Origin of the sequence: Streptomyces nodosus (assembly GCF_008704995.1) — a bacterium.
Lineage (GTDB): Bacteria > Actinomycetota > Actinomycetes > Streptomycetales > Streptomycetaceae > Streptomyces > Streptomyces nodosus.
The window spans coordinates 3259756-3276816 of record NZ_CP023747.1; the positions used below are offsets into that span (position 1 = coordinate 3259756).

Consider the following 17061-nt stretch of genomic DNA (forward strand, 5'->3'; position numbering starts at 1 on the left):
TTTTATCACTGCGCCGCCCGGGATCACGGGGCCCGTACGGCCCTGTTCCCAAGGGAGAACCGGCCTGTGATGCGCCCGTTACGCGCCTTCACGCGCCTTTCACACCGTCCGCGCGCCACCCGCCTACCGGCCCCGGCCCCTCCGTATCACTGGACCTCGTCGGCCAGTTCCAGCCAACGCAGCTCCAGCTCCTCGCGCTCGCCGACGAGTTCGCGCAACTCGGCGTCGAGCCCGGCCACCTTCCCGAAGTCCGTGGCATGCATGGCGATCTGCTCGTGGAGCGTGGCCTCCCGCGCCGAGAGCTTGTCCAACTGCCGCTCGATCCGCTGGAGTTCCTTCTTGGCCGCGCGGGAGTCGGCGGCGGAGGCGGCGGACCTGCCGGCCGCGGGAACCGGGGCGGCGGTCCGGGCGGCGACCTCCTCCTCCATGCGGTGACGCCGCTCCAGGTACTCGTCGATGCCGCGGGGCAGCATCCGCAGGGCGGCGTCGCCGAGGAGGGCGTACACGTTGTCGGTCGTCCGCTCGACGAAGAACCGGTCGTGGGAGATGACGATCATCGATCCCGGCCAGCCGTCGAGGACGTCCTCGAGCTGGGTGAGGGTCTCGATGTCGAGGTCGTTGGTGGGCTCGTCGAGGAAGAGCACATTGGGCTCGTCCATGAGCAGGCGCAGCAGCTGGAGCCGGCGCCGCTCACCGCCGGACAGATCGCCGACGGGCGTCCACTGCTTCTCCTTGGTGAAGCCGAAGGTCTCGCACAGCTGTCCGGCGGTCATCTCCCGGCCCTTGCCGAGGTCGACGCGCTCGCGGATCTGCTGCACGGCCTCCAGGACCCGCAAGGCGGGGTCGAGCTCGGCGACCTCCTGCGAGAGATAGGCGAGCTTGACGGTCCTGCCGACGACGACCCGGCCCCCGGCGGGCTGCCGCTCCCCCTCGCTGCGCGCGGCCTCGGCCAGGGCGCGCAGCAGGGAGGTCTTGCCGGCGCCGTTCACCCCGACCAGACCGATGCGGTCGCCGGGGCCCAGCTGCCAGGTGATGTGCTTGAGCAGCACCTTGGGCCCGGCCTGCACGGTGACGTCCTCGAGGTCGAAGACGGTCCTGCCGAGCCGTGAGGAGGCGAACTTCATCAGCTCGCTGCTGTCCCGGGGCGGCGGCACGTCCTGGATCAGTTCATTGGCGGCCTCGACGCGGAAGCGGGGCTTGGAGGTACGGGCGGGCGCGCCGCGCCGCAGCCAGGCCAGCTCCTTGCGGATGAGGTTCTGCCGCTTGGCCTCCTCGGAGGCGGCGATGCGCTCGCGCTCGGCGCGGGCGAAGACATAGTCGGAGTAGCCGCCCTCGTACTCATGGACCACCCCCCGCTGCACGTCCCACATCCGGGTGCACACCTGGTCGAGGAACCACCGGTCGTGGGTGACGCACACCAGCGCGGAGCGGCGCTCGCGCAGATGCCGGGCCAGCCAGGCGATGCCCTCGACGTCGAGGTGGTTGGTGGGCTCGTCGAGGACGATCAGGTCCTGCTCGGCGATGAGCAGCTTGGCCAGCGCGATACGGCGGCGCTCACCGCCGGACAGCGGCGCGATCACGGTGTCCAGCCCCTGCGGGAACCCGGGCAGGTCGAGCCCGCCGAACAGTCCGGTGAGCACGTCCCGGATCTTGGCGTTGCCCGCCCACTCGTGGTCGGCCATGTCCCGGATGACCTCGTGGCGCACGGTGGCGGCCGGGTCCAGGGAGTCGTGCTGGGTGAGCACACCGAGGCGCAGCCCGCCGGAGTGGGTGACCCGGCCGGAGTCGGCCTCCTCCAGCTTGGCGAGCATCCGGATCAGGGTGGTCTTGCCGTCGCCGTTGCGCCCGACGACCCCGATCCGGTCCCCTTCCGAGACACCGAGCGAGACGCCGTCCAGCAGGGCACGGGTGCCGTACACCTTGCTGATGTTCTCGACATTGACCAGGTTGACGGCCATTTCACTCCTGCTCGGCGGGGATCGATCAGCCTTCAAGCGTAGGGCCTCGGAGGAAAGCGGCGGAACGCCGGAGCACCGTCACTCTTTGTGATGACGCGATCGGGATACGGCCGCTACGGCGTGCCCTGGCCGACGTCCCGGTGGCCGCTGCCTCCGCCGGACGGCTGGACCGCTCAGAGCACCGTCGCCCCCGCCGCGGGCCCCGTCGTGACCCGTACCGTGCGGCAGGTGCCGGACTCGCGCAGTGCCCGCGCCACCGTCCGAGCCGACTCGGCGTCCGCGGCGAGGAACGCCGTCGTCGGCCCCGACCCGGAGACCAGCCCGGCCAGGGCGCCCGCGGCGCGGCCCTCCGCGAGGGTGTCCGCCAGGGACGGGCGCAGGGAGAGCGCGGCGGGCTGAAGGTCGTTGGAGAGGGTCGCGGCGAGGGCGTTGACGTCGCCCTTCGCCAGAGCGGTCAGCAGTTCCTCGGAGGCGGTCGGCTCGGGGATCCCCACGCCCTCGGTCAGCCGGTCGAACTCGCGGTAGACCGCCGGGGTGGACAGCCCGCCGTCGGCCGTCGCGAACACCCAGTGGAAGGTCCCGCCGACCTCCAGCGGGGTGAGCTTCTCGCCCCGCCCGGTGCCCAGCGCCGCCCCGCCCACCAGGCTGAACGGCACATCGCTGCCCAACTCGGCGCAGATGTCGAGGAGTTCCTCACGGGAGGCATGGGTGCCCCAGAGCGCGTCACAGGCCACCAGGGCGCCCGCGCCGTCCGCGCTGCCGCCCGCCATGCCCCCGGCGACCGGGATGTCCTTGGTGATGTGGAGGTGCACGGCCGGGTCCAGCCCATGGCGTTCGGCGAGCGCCAGCGCCGCCCGGGCCGCCAGGTTCGTACGGTCCAGGGGCACCTGCCCGGCGTCCGGGCCGGAGCAGGTGACGCTCAGCTCCTCGGCGGGGGTCACCGTGATCTCGTCGTAAAGCCCGACGGCCAGAAAGACGTTCGCCAGGTCGTGGAAGCCGTCGGGCCGGGCGCCGCCCACCGCGAGCTGCACATTGACCTTGGCCGGGACGCGTACGGTCACGCTCACTGCTGGTCCTGCTCCTCGTTGTCGGGGGTGCCGTTCCCGGCCTCGCGGTCCTCGGTCGCGCGGCTCCCGGCGGTGCGGTGCTCGGCGATCCGGGCGAACTCCTCCACCGTCAGCGCCTCCCCGCGCGCCTGCGGCGAGACCCCGGCGGCGACCAGCGCGGCCTCGGCGGCGGCGGCCGATCCCGCCCAGCCGGCCAGCGCGGCCCGCAGGGTCTTGCGCCGCTGCGCGAAGGCCGCGTCCACGACCGCGAACACCTCCGCCTTCGACGCGGAGGTCTTGACCGGCTCGGCCCGCCGGACCAGTGAGACCAGTCCGCTGTCGACATTGGGCGCGGGCCAGAAGACGGTGCGTCCGATGGCTCCGGCGCGCTTGACGTCGGCGTACCAGTTGGCCTTCACCGACGGCACCCCGTACACCCTGGACCCGGGCGCGGCGGCCAGCCGGTCCGCGACCTCGGACTGCACCATCACCAGGGTCCGCTCGATGGTCGGGAAGGTGTCGAGCATATGGAGCAGGACCGGCACGGCGACGTTGTACGGCAGGTTCGCCACCAGCGCGGTGGGCGCGGGTCCCGGCAGCTCCGCGACACGCATCGCGTCGGAGTGCACCAGCGCGAACCGCTCGGCGCGCCCGGGCATCCGGGCGGCGACCGTCGAGGGCAGCGCCGCCGCCAGGACGTCGTCGATCTCGACGGCGGTGACCCGCTCGGCGACCTCCAGCAACGCCAGTGTCAGCGACCCCAGCCCGGGGCCCACCTCCACCACGACGTCGTCGGGGCGCACCTCGGCGGTGCGCACGATACGGCGCACGGTGTTGGCGTCGATGACGAAGTTCTGGCCGCGCTGTTTAGTGGGGCGGACACCGAGGGCCGCCGCCAGTTCACGGACGTCGGCGGGCCCCAGGAGGGCGTCGGGGGTGGGGCTGCTCACGGACCAAGGGTACGGGGCGGCGCAGGGCGGCCGTGCACGCGCCGGTGCGTACGGCCGGGCCCCCGGTGCCGCGCGGGTCCGGAAACCGCCGGGGCGCGCGCCCGCCGGCGAGGGAGCAGCGGCGGCCGGCGGGCGGGCGGTGGCGGCCGCTCACCGGAACAACCGCCGCCCGCAGTGCGGCCAGGGGCTGGCGCCCCGGCGGACGAACAGCCTCTTGGCGCGATAGGTCTGCTCCGCGGCCGGGGCGTCCTGCGGCCGTCCGGAGCCGCCGAGGCTGCGCCAGGTGTGCCGGTCGAACTGGTAGAGGCCCCCATAGGTGCCGGACGGGTCCACCGCGCGCGACCGGCCGCCGGACTCACAGGACGCGAGCCCGCGCCAGTTCAGTCCCTCGGCTCCCCACACCGAGCCCGGGTGCCGCCGGGTGCCCACCCGCACCAGCTGGGCCCTGGGCCTGCGCAGCACCCGGGAGCGGATCCGCTGCGGTTTCTGCCTGACCCCGTTGACGGTGCGCAGGGCGTAGGTCACCCGGCGGGTGCCGGGGCGCCCGGCGCGCACCACCACCTCGGTGCCCTTGAACAGGGACGAGTCCGAGGTGCGCCGCACCCGGAACGGGATCGGCACCTCACGGTTCTCCCTGGAGCCGACCACCCGCAGCACGGTCACCGTCTGCCCCTCGCGCGGAAAGCTCCCCGGCCGCACGGAGGTGGTGTCCTGTCCGCGCAGGGTGACCCCGGCCTGCTCGACGGCCTGGCGGACGGTCTTCGCGTTCGTCCGGATCGTACGGGTATGCCCGTCCGCCATGACCGTCACCACGCGCTCGGTGCGGACGTCCAGGGTGAGACCCTCGCGGCCGATCCGCCGCGAGGCCGGGGTGGACAGATAGGCGCCCTGGGCGCGCACCCCGAGCTGCCGGAGCGCGCCGTCCACGGTGTGCGCCGTCGTCCACACCTGGCGCCGGTGCCCGTCGATGGTGAGATACATCGGGCGCCCGTAGCGCACCACGACCTCGTCGCCGCTCTCGAGCCGTGTCCCGAGACCCGGGGCGACCACATCGTGCTCCCCCACCGGGACGTCCTGCTGGGCGAGCAGATCGCCCACGTCGTCGGCGAAGGTGTGCAGGGACCGCGAGCTGCCGTCCACCGTCAGCTCGACCGCCTTGTCCTTGGCGACGAACGCGGTGGTGCCACCGGCCAGGAAGGCGACGACCAGCGCCTGGGGAAGCAGCCGGCTCATGGAGCGCGCGCCGCTCCTTCTGCGCCGTGCGGCATGGCGGGCCCGGGCGTGCTCTCCGGCGCGCGCGGTGGCGTCCGGCGCCCGGCGTGGCGGGGGCGGTTCCGGCGCGCGCCCCGCCGGGACGCGGGCCTCGTAGGCGGGCCGGTAGGTGTCCGGGTGCGTCCGGCCGTACGGCTGGGGGCGCGCCAGGGTCGGGCCGGATGTCCCGTATGGCGAGTACTGCCGTTTGCTCACATTGCTCACGACGACACGCTCCAGAGAGGGTCCGAAACGGGGGACCAGAACCTAACTCCTGGCCGTCACTCTCCAAAGCAACGTCCTCGCTCGGTGTGGCGACACGGCCACCCGGGGGAACGAAGACCCCCGGACGGCGTCCTCCCGGTTGCGGACGGCACCGGGATTGTCATCGTTCAGTAGTCAAAAGCACGGGCCGTGTTCCGAGCCAGGGCCGTCGCCAGCGCGTCCTCCTCGACCCCCTTGACCGCGGCCATCGCACGGACCGTGACCGGCACGAGATAGGGCGCGTTGGGCCGGCCGCGGAACGGGGCGGGTGTCAGGAACGGCGCGTCCGTCTCCACCAGGACGAGGTCGAGAGGGGCCACGGTGAGCGCGTCCCGCAGCGGCTGCGCGTTCTTGAAGGTCACATTGCCGGCGAAGGACATGAAGTAGCCGGCACGGGCGCAGATCTCCGCCATCTCGGCATCACCCGAGTAGCAGTGGAAGATCGTCCGCTCGGGCGCACCCTCCTCCTCGAGGATGCGCAGCACATCGGCGTGGGCCTCGCGGTCGTGGATGACCAGGGCCTTGCCGTGCCGTTTGGCGATCTCAATATGGGCGCGGAAGGACCGCTCCTGGACGGCCCGGCCCTCCGGCCCGGTGCGGAAGTGGTCGAGCCCGGTCTCGCCGACGCCCTTGACCTGCGGCAGGACGGCGAGGCGGTCGATCTCGGCGAGCGCGTCGTCCAGGGCCGCGTCGCCGCCCGGTGCACGGCCGCCCTCCTGCCGGGACCAGCCTCCCGGGGGGTCGCCGTGGACGATGCGCGGTGCCTCGTTGGGGTGCAGTGCGACGGCCGCGTGCACCGCGTCATGGGCGGCGGCCGTCTCGGCGGCCCAGCGCGAGCCCTTCACATCGCAGCCGACCTGGACGACCGTCGTCACGCCGACCGACGCGGCCTTGGCGAGACCCTCCTCCACCGTGCCGGACTGCATGTCCAGATGGGTGTGCGAGTCGGCGACGGCCACCCGCAGGGGCTCGGGGAGCGGCGGCGGCACGTTCTTGTCGGGGGCCGGGGAGAGCTTGTCGGCGGCTGGGGAAGGCATACCCCCGATCCTACGGAAGGGCCGTGCCGCCCCGGCTGGGAGGCGGTTTCCGTCCCTCCTCGCCGACGGTCCGCCCCCCTCCGCCCGCGGTCCGCCCCTTATCCGGCCTTGCGGTGCTGGAAGGGGTGCAGCAGGTCCGAGAAGTGCCAGTGGTGCTGCTCGTCGGAGTCCGCCTCCGGGTCCGCCTCCGGGTCCGCTGCCGAGTCCGCCGCCGGGGACGGTCCGGAGGCGTCCTGCCCCTTTGGCCGGTGGTGCCGGTGCATCGAGTTCTGCGCGGAGGACACCCGGCCCGCGCGCATGATGCGCACCACATGGCCGTCGCAGTTGAGGCAGGTGGGCCGGCTCAGCGGCGACGGGACGACCCGGCCACCCACCACATACGCCACGAACTCGTGGCCGTCCCCGTCGATGTGGTGCTCGATCTCGTACGACTGTTCCCATCCATGCCCGCACCGCATACAGGCGAAGGAATAGGACTCGTACACGACTGCGGTGGCGGTGTCCCGGGCGGTCCGCCCTGCGCTCTCGCTCATGCCTGCTCCTCTTGTCCTCCGGACAAGCGCTCCGGTGGGGCGGGATTCCGGATCCCGCGCTCTCCCACAGAGGACGGCTGGGTCCCCTCACCCAGTGGACGCCTCCACCAGCGCGAACGCAGCAGGGCCTGTCGAGTGTTGGAGGCGATTTGGACTCCGCTTGCCAAAGCCACCCGCTCGGCCCTGTCCCGGCTTTGCCTTCGACGACAGCCCTTTGCCCGCCCGTGGGGCGTCCGCTCAGAGGAGATGCGCCCTGCTCACCGGGGCCGTGAGCCGTCCGGGAGCCCCCGGGCGACGGTGCACGCCCGCGTCCGCCGGAACGCGACAAGGCCCGGTGGACCGCACGCCGCTCAGCCCTGCCCGGCGATGTCCTTCCCGGCGGCGTCCTTCCCGGCGGCGTTCTTCCCGGCGGCGTTCTTCGCGGCCACCACCGCGTCGAAGACCTCCCGCTTGGGCAGCCCCGCCTCCGCGGCCACCGCCGCGATGGCCTCCTTGCGGCGCTCCCCCGCCTCCTCCCGCACCCGCACCCGGCGCACCAGCTCGGCCGCGTCGAGTTCCTCGGGGCCCTTCTCGCCGGCGCCCTCCACGACGACGGTGATCTCGCCCCGTACACCCTCCGCCGCCCAGGCCGCCAGCTCGTCCAGCGAACCCCGCCTGACCTCCTCGTAGGTCTTGGTCAGCTCACGGCAGACGGCGGCCCGGCGCCCGGCGCCGAACGCCTCGGCCATCGCGGAGAGGGTGGCCTCCAGCCGGTGCGGGGCCTCGAAGTACACCAGGGTGCGCCGCTCCCCGGCGACCTCGCGCAGCCGCGACAGCCGCTCGCCCGCCTTGCGCGGCAGAAAGCCCTCGAAGCAGAACCGGTCGACGGGCAGCCCGGACAGCGCCAGCGCGGTCAGCACGGCGGACGGGCCGGGCACGGCGGTGACCCGGACGTCCTGCTCGACTGCGGCGGCGACCAGCCGGTACCCGGGGTCGGACACGGACGGCATCCCCGCGTCGGTCACCAGCAGCACCCGCGCCCCGCCGGTCAGCGCCTCCACCAGCTCCGGTGTCCGGGCGGACTCGTTGCCCTCGAAGTAGGACACGACACGCCCGGCGGGCTGGACGCCCAGCGCCTGGGTGAGCCGGCGCAGCCGCCGGGTGTCCTCGGCGGCGATCACATCGGCGGTGGCGAGCTCCTGAGCGAGCCGGGGCGGCGCGTCCTCGATGTCCCCGATGGGGGTGCCGGCGAGGACCAGGGTTCCGGGCGTTGCTGTCACCTCTCCATCCTCCCAGGCGCGGGTCCCTGACCGATCGGGCAGGGGCAAGCGTGGGACTCCCACAGAGGTGTTCCCTACGATGGCGCGGTGACCAGTACCGCGTCCTCCACGGACACCCGGCAGGGCCAGGCCACCGCAGAGCAGCAGCCGTCGTGGCAGCTTCGGCTGCGCCACTTCGGATACACGGCGCCGCCGATCATCGAGGTCCGCGACCGGCTGGTGCCGCCGTACGCCGAGCCCGCTCCCCGTCTGTGGGCGGCGATCGGTCTGCGCCAGGAGATCGGCGACCGCATCGCCCGCTGGTCGGCGTGGGGCGGCCCGCTGCTGGTGACGCTGATGGCGGGGCTGATGCGGTTCTGGAACCTGGGCAGCCCCCGGGCGGTGATATTCGACGAGACGTACTACGCCAAGGACGCATGGGCGCTCGTCCACAACGGGTTCGAGTCGAACTGGGCCAAGGACGCCAACGAGCTGATCCTCCAGAACCACGGCCAGGTGCCGATCCCCACGGACGCCGCCTATGTGGTCCATCCCCCGGTCGGCAAGTATGTGATCGGGCTCGGTGAACTGATCTTCGGGTTCAACCCGTTCGGCTGGCGCTTCATGACGGCGCTGCTCGGCACGCTCGCGGTGCTGCTGCTGTGCCGCATCGGCCGCCGGCTGTTCCGCTCGACCTTCCTGGGCTGTCTGGCCGGTGCGCTGCTGGCGGTGGACGGGCTGCAGTTCGTGATGAGCCGCACCTCGCTCCTCGACGGTGTGCTGGAGTTCTTCGTGCTGGCGGCCTTCGGCTGTCTGCTGGTCGACCGGGACCGGGCGCGCGCCCGGCTGGCGGCGGCGCTCCCGGTGGACACGGACGGCCGGACGCGCCCCGACCCCCATCGCGCCGAGACCACCCGCCTGGGCCTCCGCCCCTGGCGCTGGGCGGCGGGTCTGATGCTCGGTCTCGCCATCGGCACCAAGTGGAACGGCCTCTACGTCCTGGCCGCGTTCTGTGTGATGGCCGTCCTGTGGGACGTGGGCGCACGCCGGGTGGCGGGCGCGCCCCGCCCGTATCTGACGGTCCTCAAGCGGGACCTGGGCCTCGCCTTCCTCTCCACGGTCCCGATCGCGGTGGCGACCTATCTGCTCTCCTGGACGGGCTGGCTCCTCTCCCCCACCGACGGCTCCGGCGGCTACTTCCGCGACTGGGCCCTGAAGGACGGCAAGGGCGGCGACTGGACGTTCCTGCCCGACTGGATGCGCAGCCTGTGGCACTACGAGTACGTGGTCTACAAGTTCCATGTCGGCCTGTCGTCCCCGCACACCTATCAGTCCAACCCGTGGAGCTGGCTGGTGGCGGGCCGCCCGGTCTCGTACTTCTACGAGTCCCCGGCCCCCGGCCGGGACGGCTGCCCCGCGGACGCGGGCGGCAAGTGCGCCCGCGAGGTCCTCGCGCTCGGCACCCCGCTGCTGTGGTGGGCGGCCTGCTTCGCGCTCCTGTACGTCCTGTGGCGGTGGGCGTTCCGCCGCGACTGGCGGGCGGGCGCGATCGCCTGCGGTGTCGCGGCCGGCTATCTGCCCTGGTTCCTGTACCAGGAGCGCACGATCTTCTACTTCTACGCCGTGGTCTTCGTGCCGTTCCTGTGTCTGGCGGTGGCCATGATGATCGGCGCCGTCCTCGGCCCGCCCGGCTCGGACGAACGCCGCCGGGTGGTGGGCGCGGCGGGCGCGGGCGTCCTGGTCCTGCTGATCGCCTGGAACTTCATCTACTTCTGGCCCCTGTACACGGGCACCGCCATCCCGATCGACTCGTGGCGGTCCCGGATGTGGCTGGACACCTGGGTCTAGGCGGGCGGACACAGCAGGAGGGCGCGGCGGAATGCCGCGCCCTCCTGGTCGTTGTCGGGTCCGTCAGGACCAGGGTCCGGCCATCGGCGGGAACTGCGCCTGGCGCGCGGCCGCCTTGTCGAGTTGCATACGGGTCAGCTTCCGTACGAAGAGGAGCGCGAAGACCGCCGCCACCGCGTCGAGGACATCGGAGAACAGCATCATGCCCGCGGCCTGCTTCAGGTCCTCCACGCCCTCGGCTCTGTCATAGGCGGAGCTCGCGAACCGGCCGACCACGGTGCTCGCCATGAACAGCGCCCACCAGACGTTCACCGGGGTGCGGTACGGGCGGCGTGCCTCGGCGGCCCCGTCGGTGCTGGCGTTCCACACCTCGCCCGCGACCTTGTACGGCAGCCACATGTTGCCGATCGGCACGAACCAGGCGCCAATGGCCCAGCCGCTCTTCATCTCGCAGGAGTCGGGCGCGAAGAAGTCGGCGTTCCTGCGCACCTGGTGGAACCAGATGATGAAGACCGCAGCGGTCGCCAGCAGGAGCGTCAGCTGGAGCACGCCTCCCACCAACTGGAGGTCGTCGGCGCGCGTCAGCTCGGCGTCCGTGGCGGACCCGCCGCTCAGCGTCTTGTCCATCAGCCGCCACACATTGGCGTCGAAGACGGCGCCGAGCAGGTCCACGCCGACGGTGAGGCCGAAGAGCGCGGTGAGCGCCGTCGCAAGACCCTTCGGCGACCGGAACGGCGCGACATACGGCGGAAGGTGTCCGGCGGTCGCCGGAGGCGGACCGAACGTGTTCTGTGGAATGTCGGACATGACTGAGCAAGCCCCCCCATGGGCAGTGAAACTCCCGCCGAGCGGCGGGCCGGAGAGGACGATATGCCAGGCCCTCGGCCCCCGTCCATGCAGTTCAAAGGCCTCGAAGCACACCGGAAGTGCCTGGTCCGGATCATGTCTCTGATCACTCTTCGGCCAACAAACGAACACGGCAGCTCCATCGGTCTCCCGGCTCGCCTACAGTGCGAGGCCTACGGGGAGGGGTGACGCGTCATGCGCAGAGGGGCCAAGGCCGCCATAGTCGGCGGAGTGTTCGCAGCCATGGTGGGAGCCGCCGGCTACGGCGCCTTCAATGTGCTGCACGCGCTGGAGGGAGACGCGCTGTCCGGCGGGCCGGCGCCGGTGAAGACCGGGCCGCCGACCGCGAGCGAGATCAAGGAGACCAGCAGCAAGTTCCTCGCCGCCTGGGCGAAGGGCGACGCGGCCACCGCCGCCTCGTACACCGACAACGAGCAGGACGCGGAGCAGTTGCTGACCGCCTACGGCACCGCCGCGCACATCACCAAGGTGCACATCGGCGCGGAGGCGCCCAGCGGGGACACGGTGCCGTTCTCCGTGAAGGCGACGGTGTCGTACGAGGGGAAGTCCCAGCCGCTCGCCTACGACAGCCGGCTGACGATCGTGCGGGGGCTGACCACCGGACGCGCGCTGGTCGACTGGCAGCCGTCCGTGGTCCATCCGGATCTGGAGAAGGGCGACACGCTCGTCACCGGTGAGGCCGAGACCCCGCCCGTCGAGGCGGTGGACCGCAACGGCACGGTGCTGACCGCGGAGAAGTACCCCTCCCTCGGCCCGATCCTGGCCACCCTGCGCGAGAGGTACGGCGACACGGCCGGCGGCAAGCCCGGCATCGAACTGTCCGTCAGGCGCGGCGATCCGAACGCCCCCGACAAGACCCTGCTGACCCTCGGCAAGGGCACCCCCGGCAAGCTGCACACCACGCTCAGCGCGGCCGCGCAGGCGGCGGCCGAGCAGTCGGTGCAGCGCTTCGCGGAGTCCTCGGTGGTGGCCGTGAAGCCGAGCACGGGTGAGGTGCTCGCGGTCGCCAACCATCGCGCGGACAGCTTCAACGCGGCCTTCGAGGGGCAGTTGGCGCCCGGCTCCACCATGAAGATCATCACCGCCGCGATGCTGATCGACAACGGTGTCGCCACCATGAACGGCCCGGCCCCCTGCCCGCCCTCGGCCGTGTGGCAGAGCCAGACCTTCACCAATCTCCAGGGCCTGGCGCCCAATGAGAACGCCTCCCTGGCCAACAGCTTCATGCGCTCGTGCAACACCGCCTTCATCAAGCTGATCGACGAGAAGCCGCTCACGGACGCCTCGCTCACCACCGAGGCCCAGGAGCGGTTCGGTCTCGGCCAGGACAACTGGAAGACGGGCGTCTCCTCCTTCGACGGCAGCGTCCCGGCCTCCTCCGGCCCGGACCGCGCGGCGAACGCCATCGGCCAGGGCCAGGTCCAGATGAGCCCGCTGAACATGGCGTCGGTCACAGCGACCGCGATCACCGGCACGTTCCGGCAGCCGTATCTGGTCTCGCCCAAGCTCGACAACCGTGAACTGGCCACCGCCAGGGGCCTGTCGTCGGGCACCGTCGCCCAGCTGAAGGCGATGATGCGGATGACGGCGGTCCAGGGCACGGCCCAGCCCGCCATGGCGGGTCTCACCGGGGACATCGGGGCGAAGACCGGGTCCGCGGAGGTGGACGGACAGACAAAGTCCAACAGCTGGTTCACCGGCTACCGGGGCGACATCGCGGCGGCCGCCATGACCCAGGAGGGCGGGCACGGCGGTGACGCGGCCGGTCCGATCGTCGCAGCTGTGCTACGAACCGGCGGCTGAGGTCATCCCTGTCGGTGGGGGACTCTAGGGTGGTGGTTCTCGTTGGGGAGCGAGGGCACCGGGGGATCTGGGGACTGCGGAGGACAGGGAGCTGTGGGCAAGAGAAAGCGCGCCGTCGAGCGTAAGAACAGACAGCCGCTGGTGATCGGGGGGGTGATCGCCTTTGTCGGTGTGGCAGGTGCGGTCGGCGCCTACGCCCTGCTGGGCGGCGGTGCGGCGGCGGACGACCGTGCGGCGGTCACGAACAGCCAGAAGCAGGTGAAGACCGGCCCGCTGACGGCGTCCGAGGTCCGCATGGCGACCACGGCGTTCTTCACGGCCTGGCAGCAGGGCGATGTGGCGAAGGCGGCGGCCGCCACGGACGATTCGGCGGCCGCGACCGAGGTCCTGACCGGGTTCGGTAAGGACGCCCGCATCACGGACGTCGCGGTGACCGGCGGCACTCCGTCCGGGGCGTCGGTGCCCTTCTCCGTCAAGGCGACGGTGACGTACGAGGACACCAGCAAGCCGCTGGCGTACGAGTCGAAACTGACCGTGATACGCCGGGCCGAGGACGGTGAGCCGCTGGTGCGCTGGGAGCCCTCGGTGGTGCACCCGGACCTGGCCGAGGGCGACCGGCTGGTGACGGGGGAGGCCGGCACGCCCCCCGTCAAGGCCCTGGACCGGGACGGCGGCGAGCTCACCACGGCCGCATACCCCTCCCTGGGTTCGGTGCTGGACGGACTGCGCGAGAAGTACGGCAAGCTGTCCGGCGGCACTGCGGGCATCGAGCTGCGCATCGTGCGGGCACCGGCCGAGAAGGGCACCCAGAAGACGCCCGACAAGACGCTGGTGACGCTGAGCGAGGGCACCCCGGGCACCGTGAAGACGACGCTGAGCCCGAAGCTCCAGGCGAAGGCGGAGCAGGAGGTGGCGTCCAGGAAGAAGGCCTCCGTGGTCGTCATGCGCCCCTCGACGGGCGAGATCCTGGCGGTGGCGAACTCGGGCCACGGCTTCAATGTGGCCTTCCAGGGCTCTCTCGCCCCGGGTTCGACGATGAAGATCGTGACCTCGACGCTGCTGTTCGAGAAGGGCCTGGCCAAGGCGGACGCACCGCACCCCTGCGCCAAGTATGTGACGTACGGCGGCTGGAAGTTCCAGAACGACAAGAAGTTCCAGATCAAGAACGGCACCTTCAAGGCGAGCTTCGCGGCGTCCTGCAACACGGCCTTCATCAGCCAGGCGAAGAAGCTTCAGGACGACTCCCTCACCAAGACCGCCCAGGAGATCTACGGTCTGGGCCGGAACGACTGGGCGATCGGCGTCCCCACCTTCGACGGTGCGGTCCCGGTGCAGACCGCGGCCCCGATGGCCGCGTCCCTGATCGGCCAGGGCGGGGTGCGCATGAACCCGCTGAACATGGCCTCCGTGGTCTCGACGGCGAAGACGGGCGTTTTCCACCAGCCCTATCTGGTCTCGCCGTCGGTGGACAACCGCACCCTGGCGAAGGCGACCCGCACCATGTCGGCGGCCACCCAGGCCCAGTTGAAGGAGGTCCTCCAGTACACCGCCGCGGCGGGCACGGCCGCCACGGCCATGTCGGGCCTCGGCCCGGACTTCGGTGCGAAGACGGGCTCCGCGGAGGTCGACAACCAGGAGAAGCCCAACGGCTGGTTCACCGCCTGGAAGGGCGACCTGGCCGCCGCGGGCGTGGTCCAGGAGGGCGGCCACGGCGGCGACACGGCGGGACCGATCGTGGCGGCGCTGCTGCGGGCCGGCAGCTGACGCGACCGCATGGGCGGCCGGGGGACGGCGACACGCCGTAACCCGGTCGCCCGCGCCGTACACCCGTCGCTAGCGTGACGTTCATGACGACGACCCCCGCCGAAGACTCAGCCGCCCACCCCCGGTTCGCCGCGGCCCTCGACGAACTGGGCCTCGGCCGGCTCCGCGCCGAGATCCGCCGCTTCCCCGACGCGACCCGTACCGCCGCCGAGGCCGCCGCCGCGATCGGGTGCGAACTCGCCCAGATCTGCAAGTCCTTGATCTTCGCGGCCGACGGGGTGCCGGTGCTGGTGCTGATGGACGGCGCGTCCCGGGTGGATGTGGAGCGCGTCCGGCAGGAACTGGGCGCCGGGAAGGTGACCCGGGCCAGGGCGGAGGTCGTACGGGAGACCACCGGGTACGCGATCGGTGGCGTACCGCCCTTCGGGCACCGTACGAAGACCCGGGTGCTGGCGGACCGTTCGCTGCTCGACCACGCCGTCGTGTGGGCTGCGGCGGGCACCCCGCACACCGTGTTCCCGATGGACCCCGAGGCACTCGTCGCCCACGCCGGCGGCACGCTGGTGGACGTGCGCGAGACCTCCTCGTGACGCCGGCCGTCACCGCGGCGGTGCTGCTCGCCGCGGTCACCCACGCCAGTTGGAACGCGATCGCGCACCGCATCACCGACAAGCTGGCCGGCTTCACGCTGATCGCGGGCGGCGGGATGCTCATCGGGCTGGCCCTGGTGCCCTTCACGGCCTTCCCGCGGGCGGAGGCCTGGCCGTTCCTGCTGGCCTCGGCGGTCATCCACATCGCGTACTACGTGCTGTTGATGCGCTCCTTCCGGCTCGGCGACTTCGGGCAGGCGTACCCGATCGCACGCGGCAGCGCGCCCCTGGTGGTCGCCGTGCTGGCGGCGGTGTTCGCCCATGAGGTGCCGGACGGCTGGGCGCTGGCGGGCATCGTGGTGTCCTGCGCGGGGCTGACCGGGGTGGCGCTGTGGGGGCTGCGCGGCCGCCGGCCCGACTGGGCGGCCCTCGGCGCCGCGCTGGCGACCGGTCTGACGATCGCCGCGTACACCGTGGTGGACGGCCTCGGCGTACGGGCGTCGGGGTCCTCGCTCGGCTATATCGGATGGCTGATGGCGGTGCAGGGAGTGGTGATCCCCTCGTTCGCCGCCTACCGGTGGCGGGGCGGCCTGGTGGGCGCGCTGAAACCGTTCGCGGCGCTCGGCCTGCTGGGCGCGACCCTGTCCGTGTCCGCCTATGCGCTGGTCCTGTGGGCCCAGACCCGGGCCGAACTGGCCCCGATCGCCGCCCTGCGGGAGTCCTCCATCATCGTCGGCGCGGCCATCGGCGCCCTCTTCTTCAAGGAGCGCTTCGGCACCCCCCGCATCGCCGCCGCCGGTCTGCTCGTCCTCGGCATAGGTCTGATGCTCCACACCGGCTGACCCGGCAGGCACCCGGTGAGCGGTGTTCGTCCGGCGGGGAGCGGGGTGGCGCGGCTACGCTCGGGACAGGCGTGACGGGGACGTCCCGTGCTCTCCGGTTCCGGCCTGGACGGCCGTGCGCGACCCGGGCGGGGCGCCGTTCGTCCCAGGGATCAGGAAGTCGACGTCATGGCGGACAAGCTCACCGTAAGCGTCCTGGGCACCGGGATCATGGGGGCGGCGATGGCCCGCAGCATCGCCCGTGCCGGACACACCGTCCGGGCCTGGAACCGCAGCCGGGCCAAGGCCGAGCCGCTGGCCGCCGACGGCGTACACCTCGCCGGCACGCCCGCCGAGGCCGTACGGGACGCCGCTGTCGTCCTGACCATGCTGTACGACGGCAGGTCCGTTCTGGAGGTGATGCGGGAGGCCGCCCCCGCGCTGCGTCCCGGCGTCGCCTGGGCGCAGTCGACCACCGCGGGCATCGAGGCCACCGGCGAACTGGCCGCCTTCGCCCGCGACCACGGGCTGCTCTTCTTCGACGCCCCGGTGCTCGGTACCCGGGGGCCCGCCGAGGCCGGGGAGCTGACCGTGCTCGCCGCGGGGCCCGCCGAGGGGCGGCCGGCGGTGACGCCCGTCTTCGACGCGGTGGGCGCCCGCACGGTGTGGACCGGCGAGGACGGGGCGTCCGCCGCCGCCAGCCGGCTGAAGCTGGTGGCCAACAGCTGGATCCTGGCGGTCACCGCTGCGGCCGGTGAGGTCCTGGCCCTGGCCCGCGCCCTGGAGGTGGACCCGCAGGAGTTCTTCGGCCTCATCGCCGGCGGCCCGCTCGACATGGGCTATCTGCGGGCCAAGGCCGACGCCGTGCTGAACGGCGGGCTGACCCCGCCCAGCTTCGCGGTGACCACCGCGGAGAAGGACGCCCGTCTGATCGTCCGGGCCGGTGAGGAGCACGGCTGCCGCCTCGACGTGGCCGCCGCCACCGCCGAACGCCTGCGCCGCGCCGCCGCCCAGGGCCACGGCGACGAGGACATGGCCGCCGCGTACTTCGCCAGCTTCGACGACGAGCTCCGCTCCTGAGCGCCCCGGCA

At 72.4% G+C, this 17061-nt stretch carries 14 protein-coding genes; 6 read left to right on the forward strand and 8 right to left on the reverse strand.

Annotated features, from left to right (window positions below; translation table 11 throughout):
• Nucleotides 1-146: 146 nt before the first annotated feature.
• From CP978_RS14695 to rsmI, 7 genes are all read right to left on the reverse strand, one after another.
• Nucleotides 147-1958, reverse strand: coding sequence for an ABC-F family ATP-binding cassette domain-containing protein (locus CP978_RS14695; RefSeq protein WP_043441035.1), 1812 nt, complete (start codon nucleotides 1956-1958; stop codon nucleotides 147-149).
• Between the two features lie 173 nt (nucleotides 1959-2131).
• Nucleotides 2132-3025 (reverse strand): 4-(cytidine 5'-diphospho)-2-C-methyl-D-erythritol kinase, encoded by an 894-nt coding sequence (locus CP978_RS14700; protein ID WP_043441037.1) that lies wholly within the window; start codon nucleotides 3023-3025, stop codon nucleotides 2132-2134.
• Nucleotides 3022-3954 carry a 16S rRNA (adenine(1518)-N(6)/adenine(1519)-N(6))-dimethyltransferase RsmA gene (rsmA, locus tag CP978_RS14705; RefSeq protein WP_242647115.1) on the reverse strand — a complete coding sequence of 311 codons (933 nt, stop codon included), beginning with the start codon at nucleotides 3952-3954 and terminating at the stop codon, nucleotides 3022-3024. Before rsmA ends, CP978_RS14700 begins: the two co-directional genes overlap by 4 nt.
• A gap of 150 nt (nucleotides 3955-4104) precedes the next feature.
• A complete protein-coding gene (locus CP978_RS14710; protein ID WP_079162524.1) occupies nucleotides 4105-5421 on the reverse strand; it encodes a resuscitation-promoting factor in 1317 nt (438 codons plus the stop codon).
• A gap of 176 nt (nucleotides 5422-5597) precedes the next feature.
• The gene (locus CP978_RS14715) at nucleotides 5598-6506 is read right to left on the reverse strand and encodes a TatD family hydrolase (RefSeq protein ID WP_043441042.1); all 909 of its coding nucleotides are present in this window, start codon (nucleotides 6504-6506) and stop codon (nucleotides 5598-5600) included.
• 98 nt (nucleotides 6507-6604) lie between these two features.
• Nucleotides 6605-7039, reverse strand: coding sequence for a hypothetical protein (locus CP978_RS14720; protein ID WP_043441044.1), 435 nt, complete (start codon nucleotides 7037-7039; stop codon nucleotides 6605-6607).
• Nucleotides 7040-7389: 350 nt separating this feature from the next.
• Nucleotides 7390-8298 carry a 16S rRNA (cytidine(1402)-2'-O)-methyltransferase gene (gene rsmI, locus CP978_RS14725; RefSeq protein ID WP_052454125.1) on the reverse strand — a complete coding sequence of 303 codons (909 nt, stop codon included), beginning with the start codon at nucleotides 8296-8298 and terminating at the stop codon, nucleotides 7390-7392.
• A gap of 87 nt (nucleotides 8299-8385) precedes the next feature.
• Between rsmI and CP978_RS14730 the strand changes: the two genes are divergently transcribed.
• The gene (locus CP978_RS14730; RefSeq protein WP_043441046.1) at nucleotides 8386-10125 is read left to right on the forward strand and encodes a dolichyl-phosphate-mannose--protein mannosyltransferase; all 1740 of its coding nucleotides are present in this window, start codon (nucleotides 8386-8388) and stop codon (nucleotides 10123-10125) included.
• 63 nt (nucleotides 10126-10188) lie between these two features.
• Here the strand turns inward: CP978_RS14730 and CP978_RS14735 are convergent, their stop codons facing one another.
• Nucleotides 10189-10932 (reverse strand): DUF4328 domain-containing protein, encoded by a 744-nt coding sequence (locus CP978_RS14735; RefSeq protein WP_052454126.1) that lies wholly within the window; start codon nucleotides 10930-10932, stop codon nucleotides 10189-10191.
• Nucleotides 10933-11166: 234 nt separating this feature from the next.
• Here CP978_RS14735 and CP978_RS14740 point away from each other — a divergent pair, with 234 nt between their 5' ends.
• The 5 genes from CP978_RS14740 (at nucleotide 11167) to CP978_RS14760 (ending at nucleotide 17050) form a co-directional block, all read left to right on the forward strand.
• Entirely contained in the window at nucleotides 11167-12795 is a 1629-nt protein-coding gene (locus CP978_RS14740; RefSeq protein WP_043441049.1) for a penicillin-binding transpeptidase domain-containing protein, read from the forward strand.
• A gap of 93 nt (nucleotides 12796-12888) precedes the next feature.
• Nucleotides 12889-14559 (forward strand): penicillin-binding transpeptidase domain-containing protein, encoded by a 1671-nt coding sequence (locus CP978_RS14745; protein ID WP_043441051.1) that lies wholly within the window; start codon nucleotides 12889-12891, stop codon nucleotides 14557-14559.
• A gap of 83 nt (nucleotides 14560-14642) precedes the next feature.
• Nucleotides 14643-15149 (forward strand): YbaK/EbsC family protein, encoded by a 507-nt coding sequence (locus CP978_RS14750; protein WP_043441053.1) that lies wholly within the window; start codon nucleotides 14643-14645, stop codon nucleotides 15147-15149.
• A complete protein-coding gene (locus CP978_RS14755; protein WP_043441055.1) occupies nucleotides 15146-15991 on the forward strand; it encodes an EamA family transporter in 846 nt (281 codons plus the stop codon). Before CP978_RS14750 ends, CP978_RS14755 begins: the two co-directional genes overlap by 4 nt.
• A gap of 168 nt (nucleotides 15992-16159) precedes the next feature.
• A complete protein-coding gene (locus tag CP978_RS14760) occupies nucleotides 16160-17050 on the forward strand; it encodes an NAD(P)-dependent oxidoreductase (protein ID WP_043441058.1) in 891 nt (296 codons plus the stop codon).
• The last annotated feature ends 11 nt before the right edge of the window (nucleotides 17051-17061 follow it).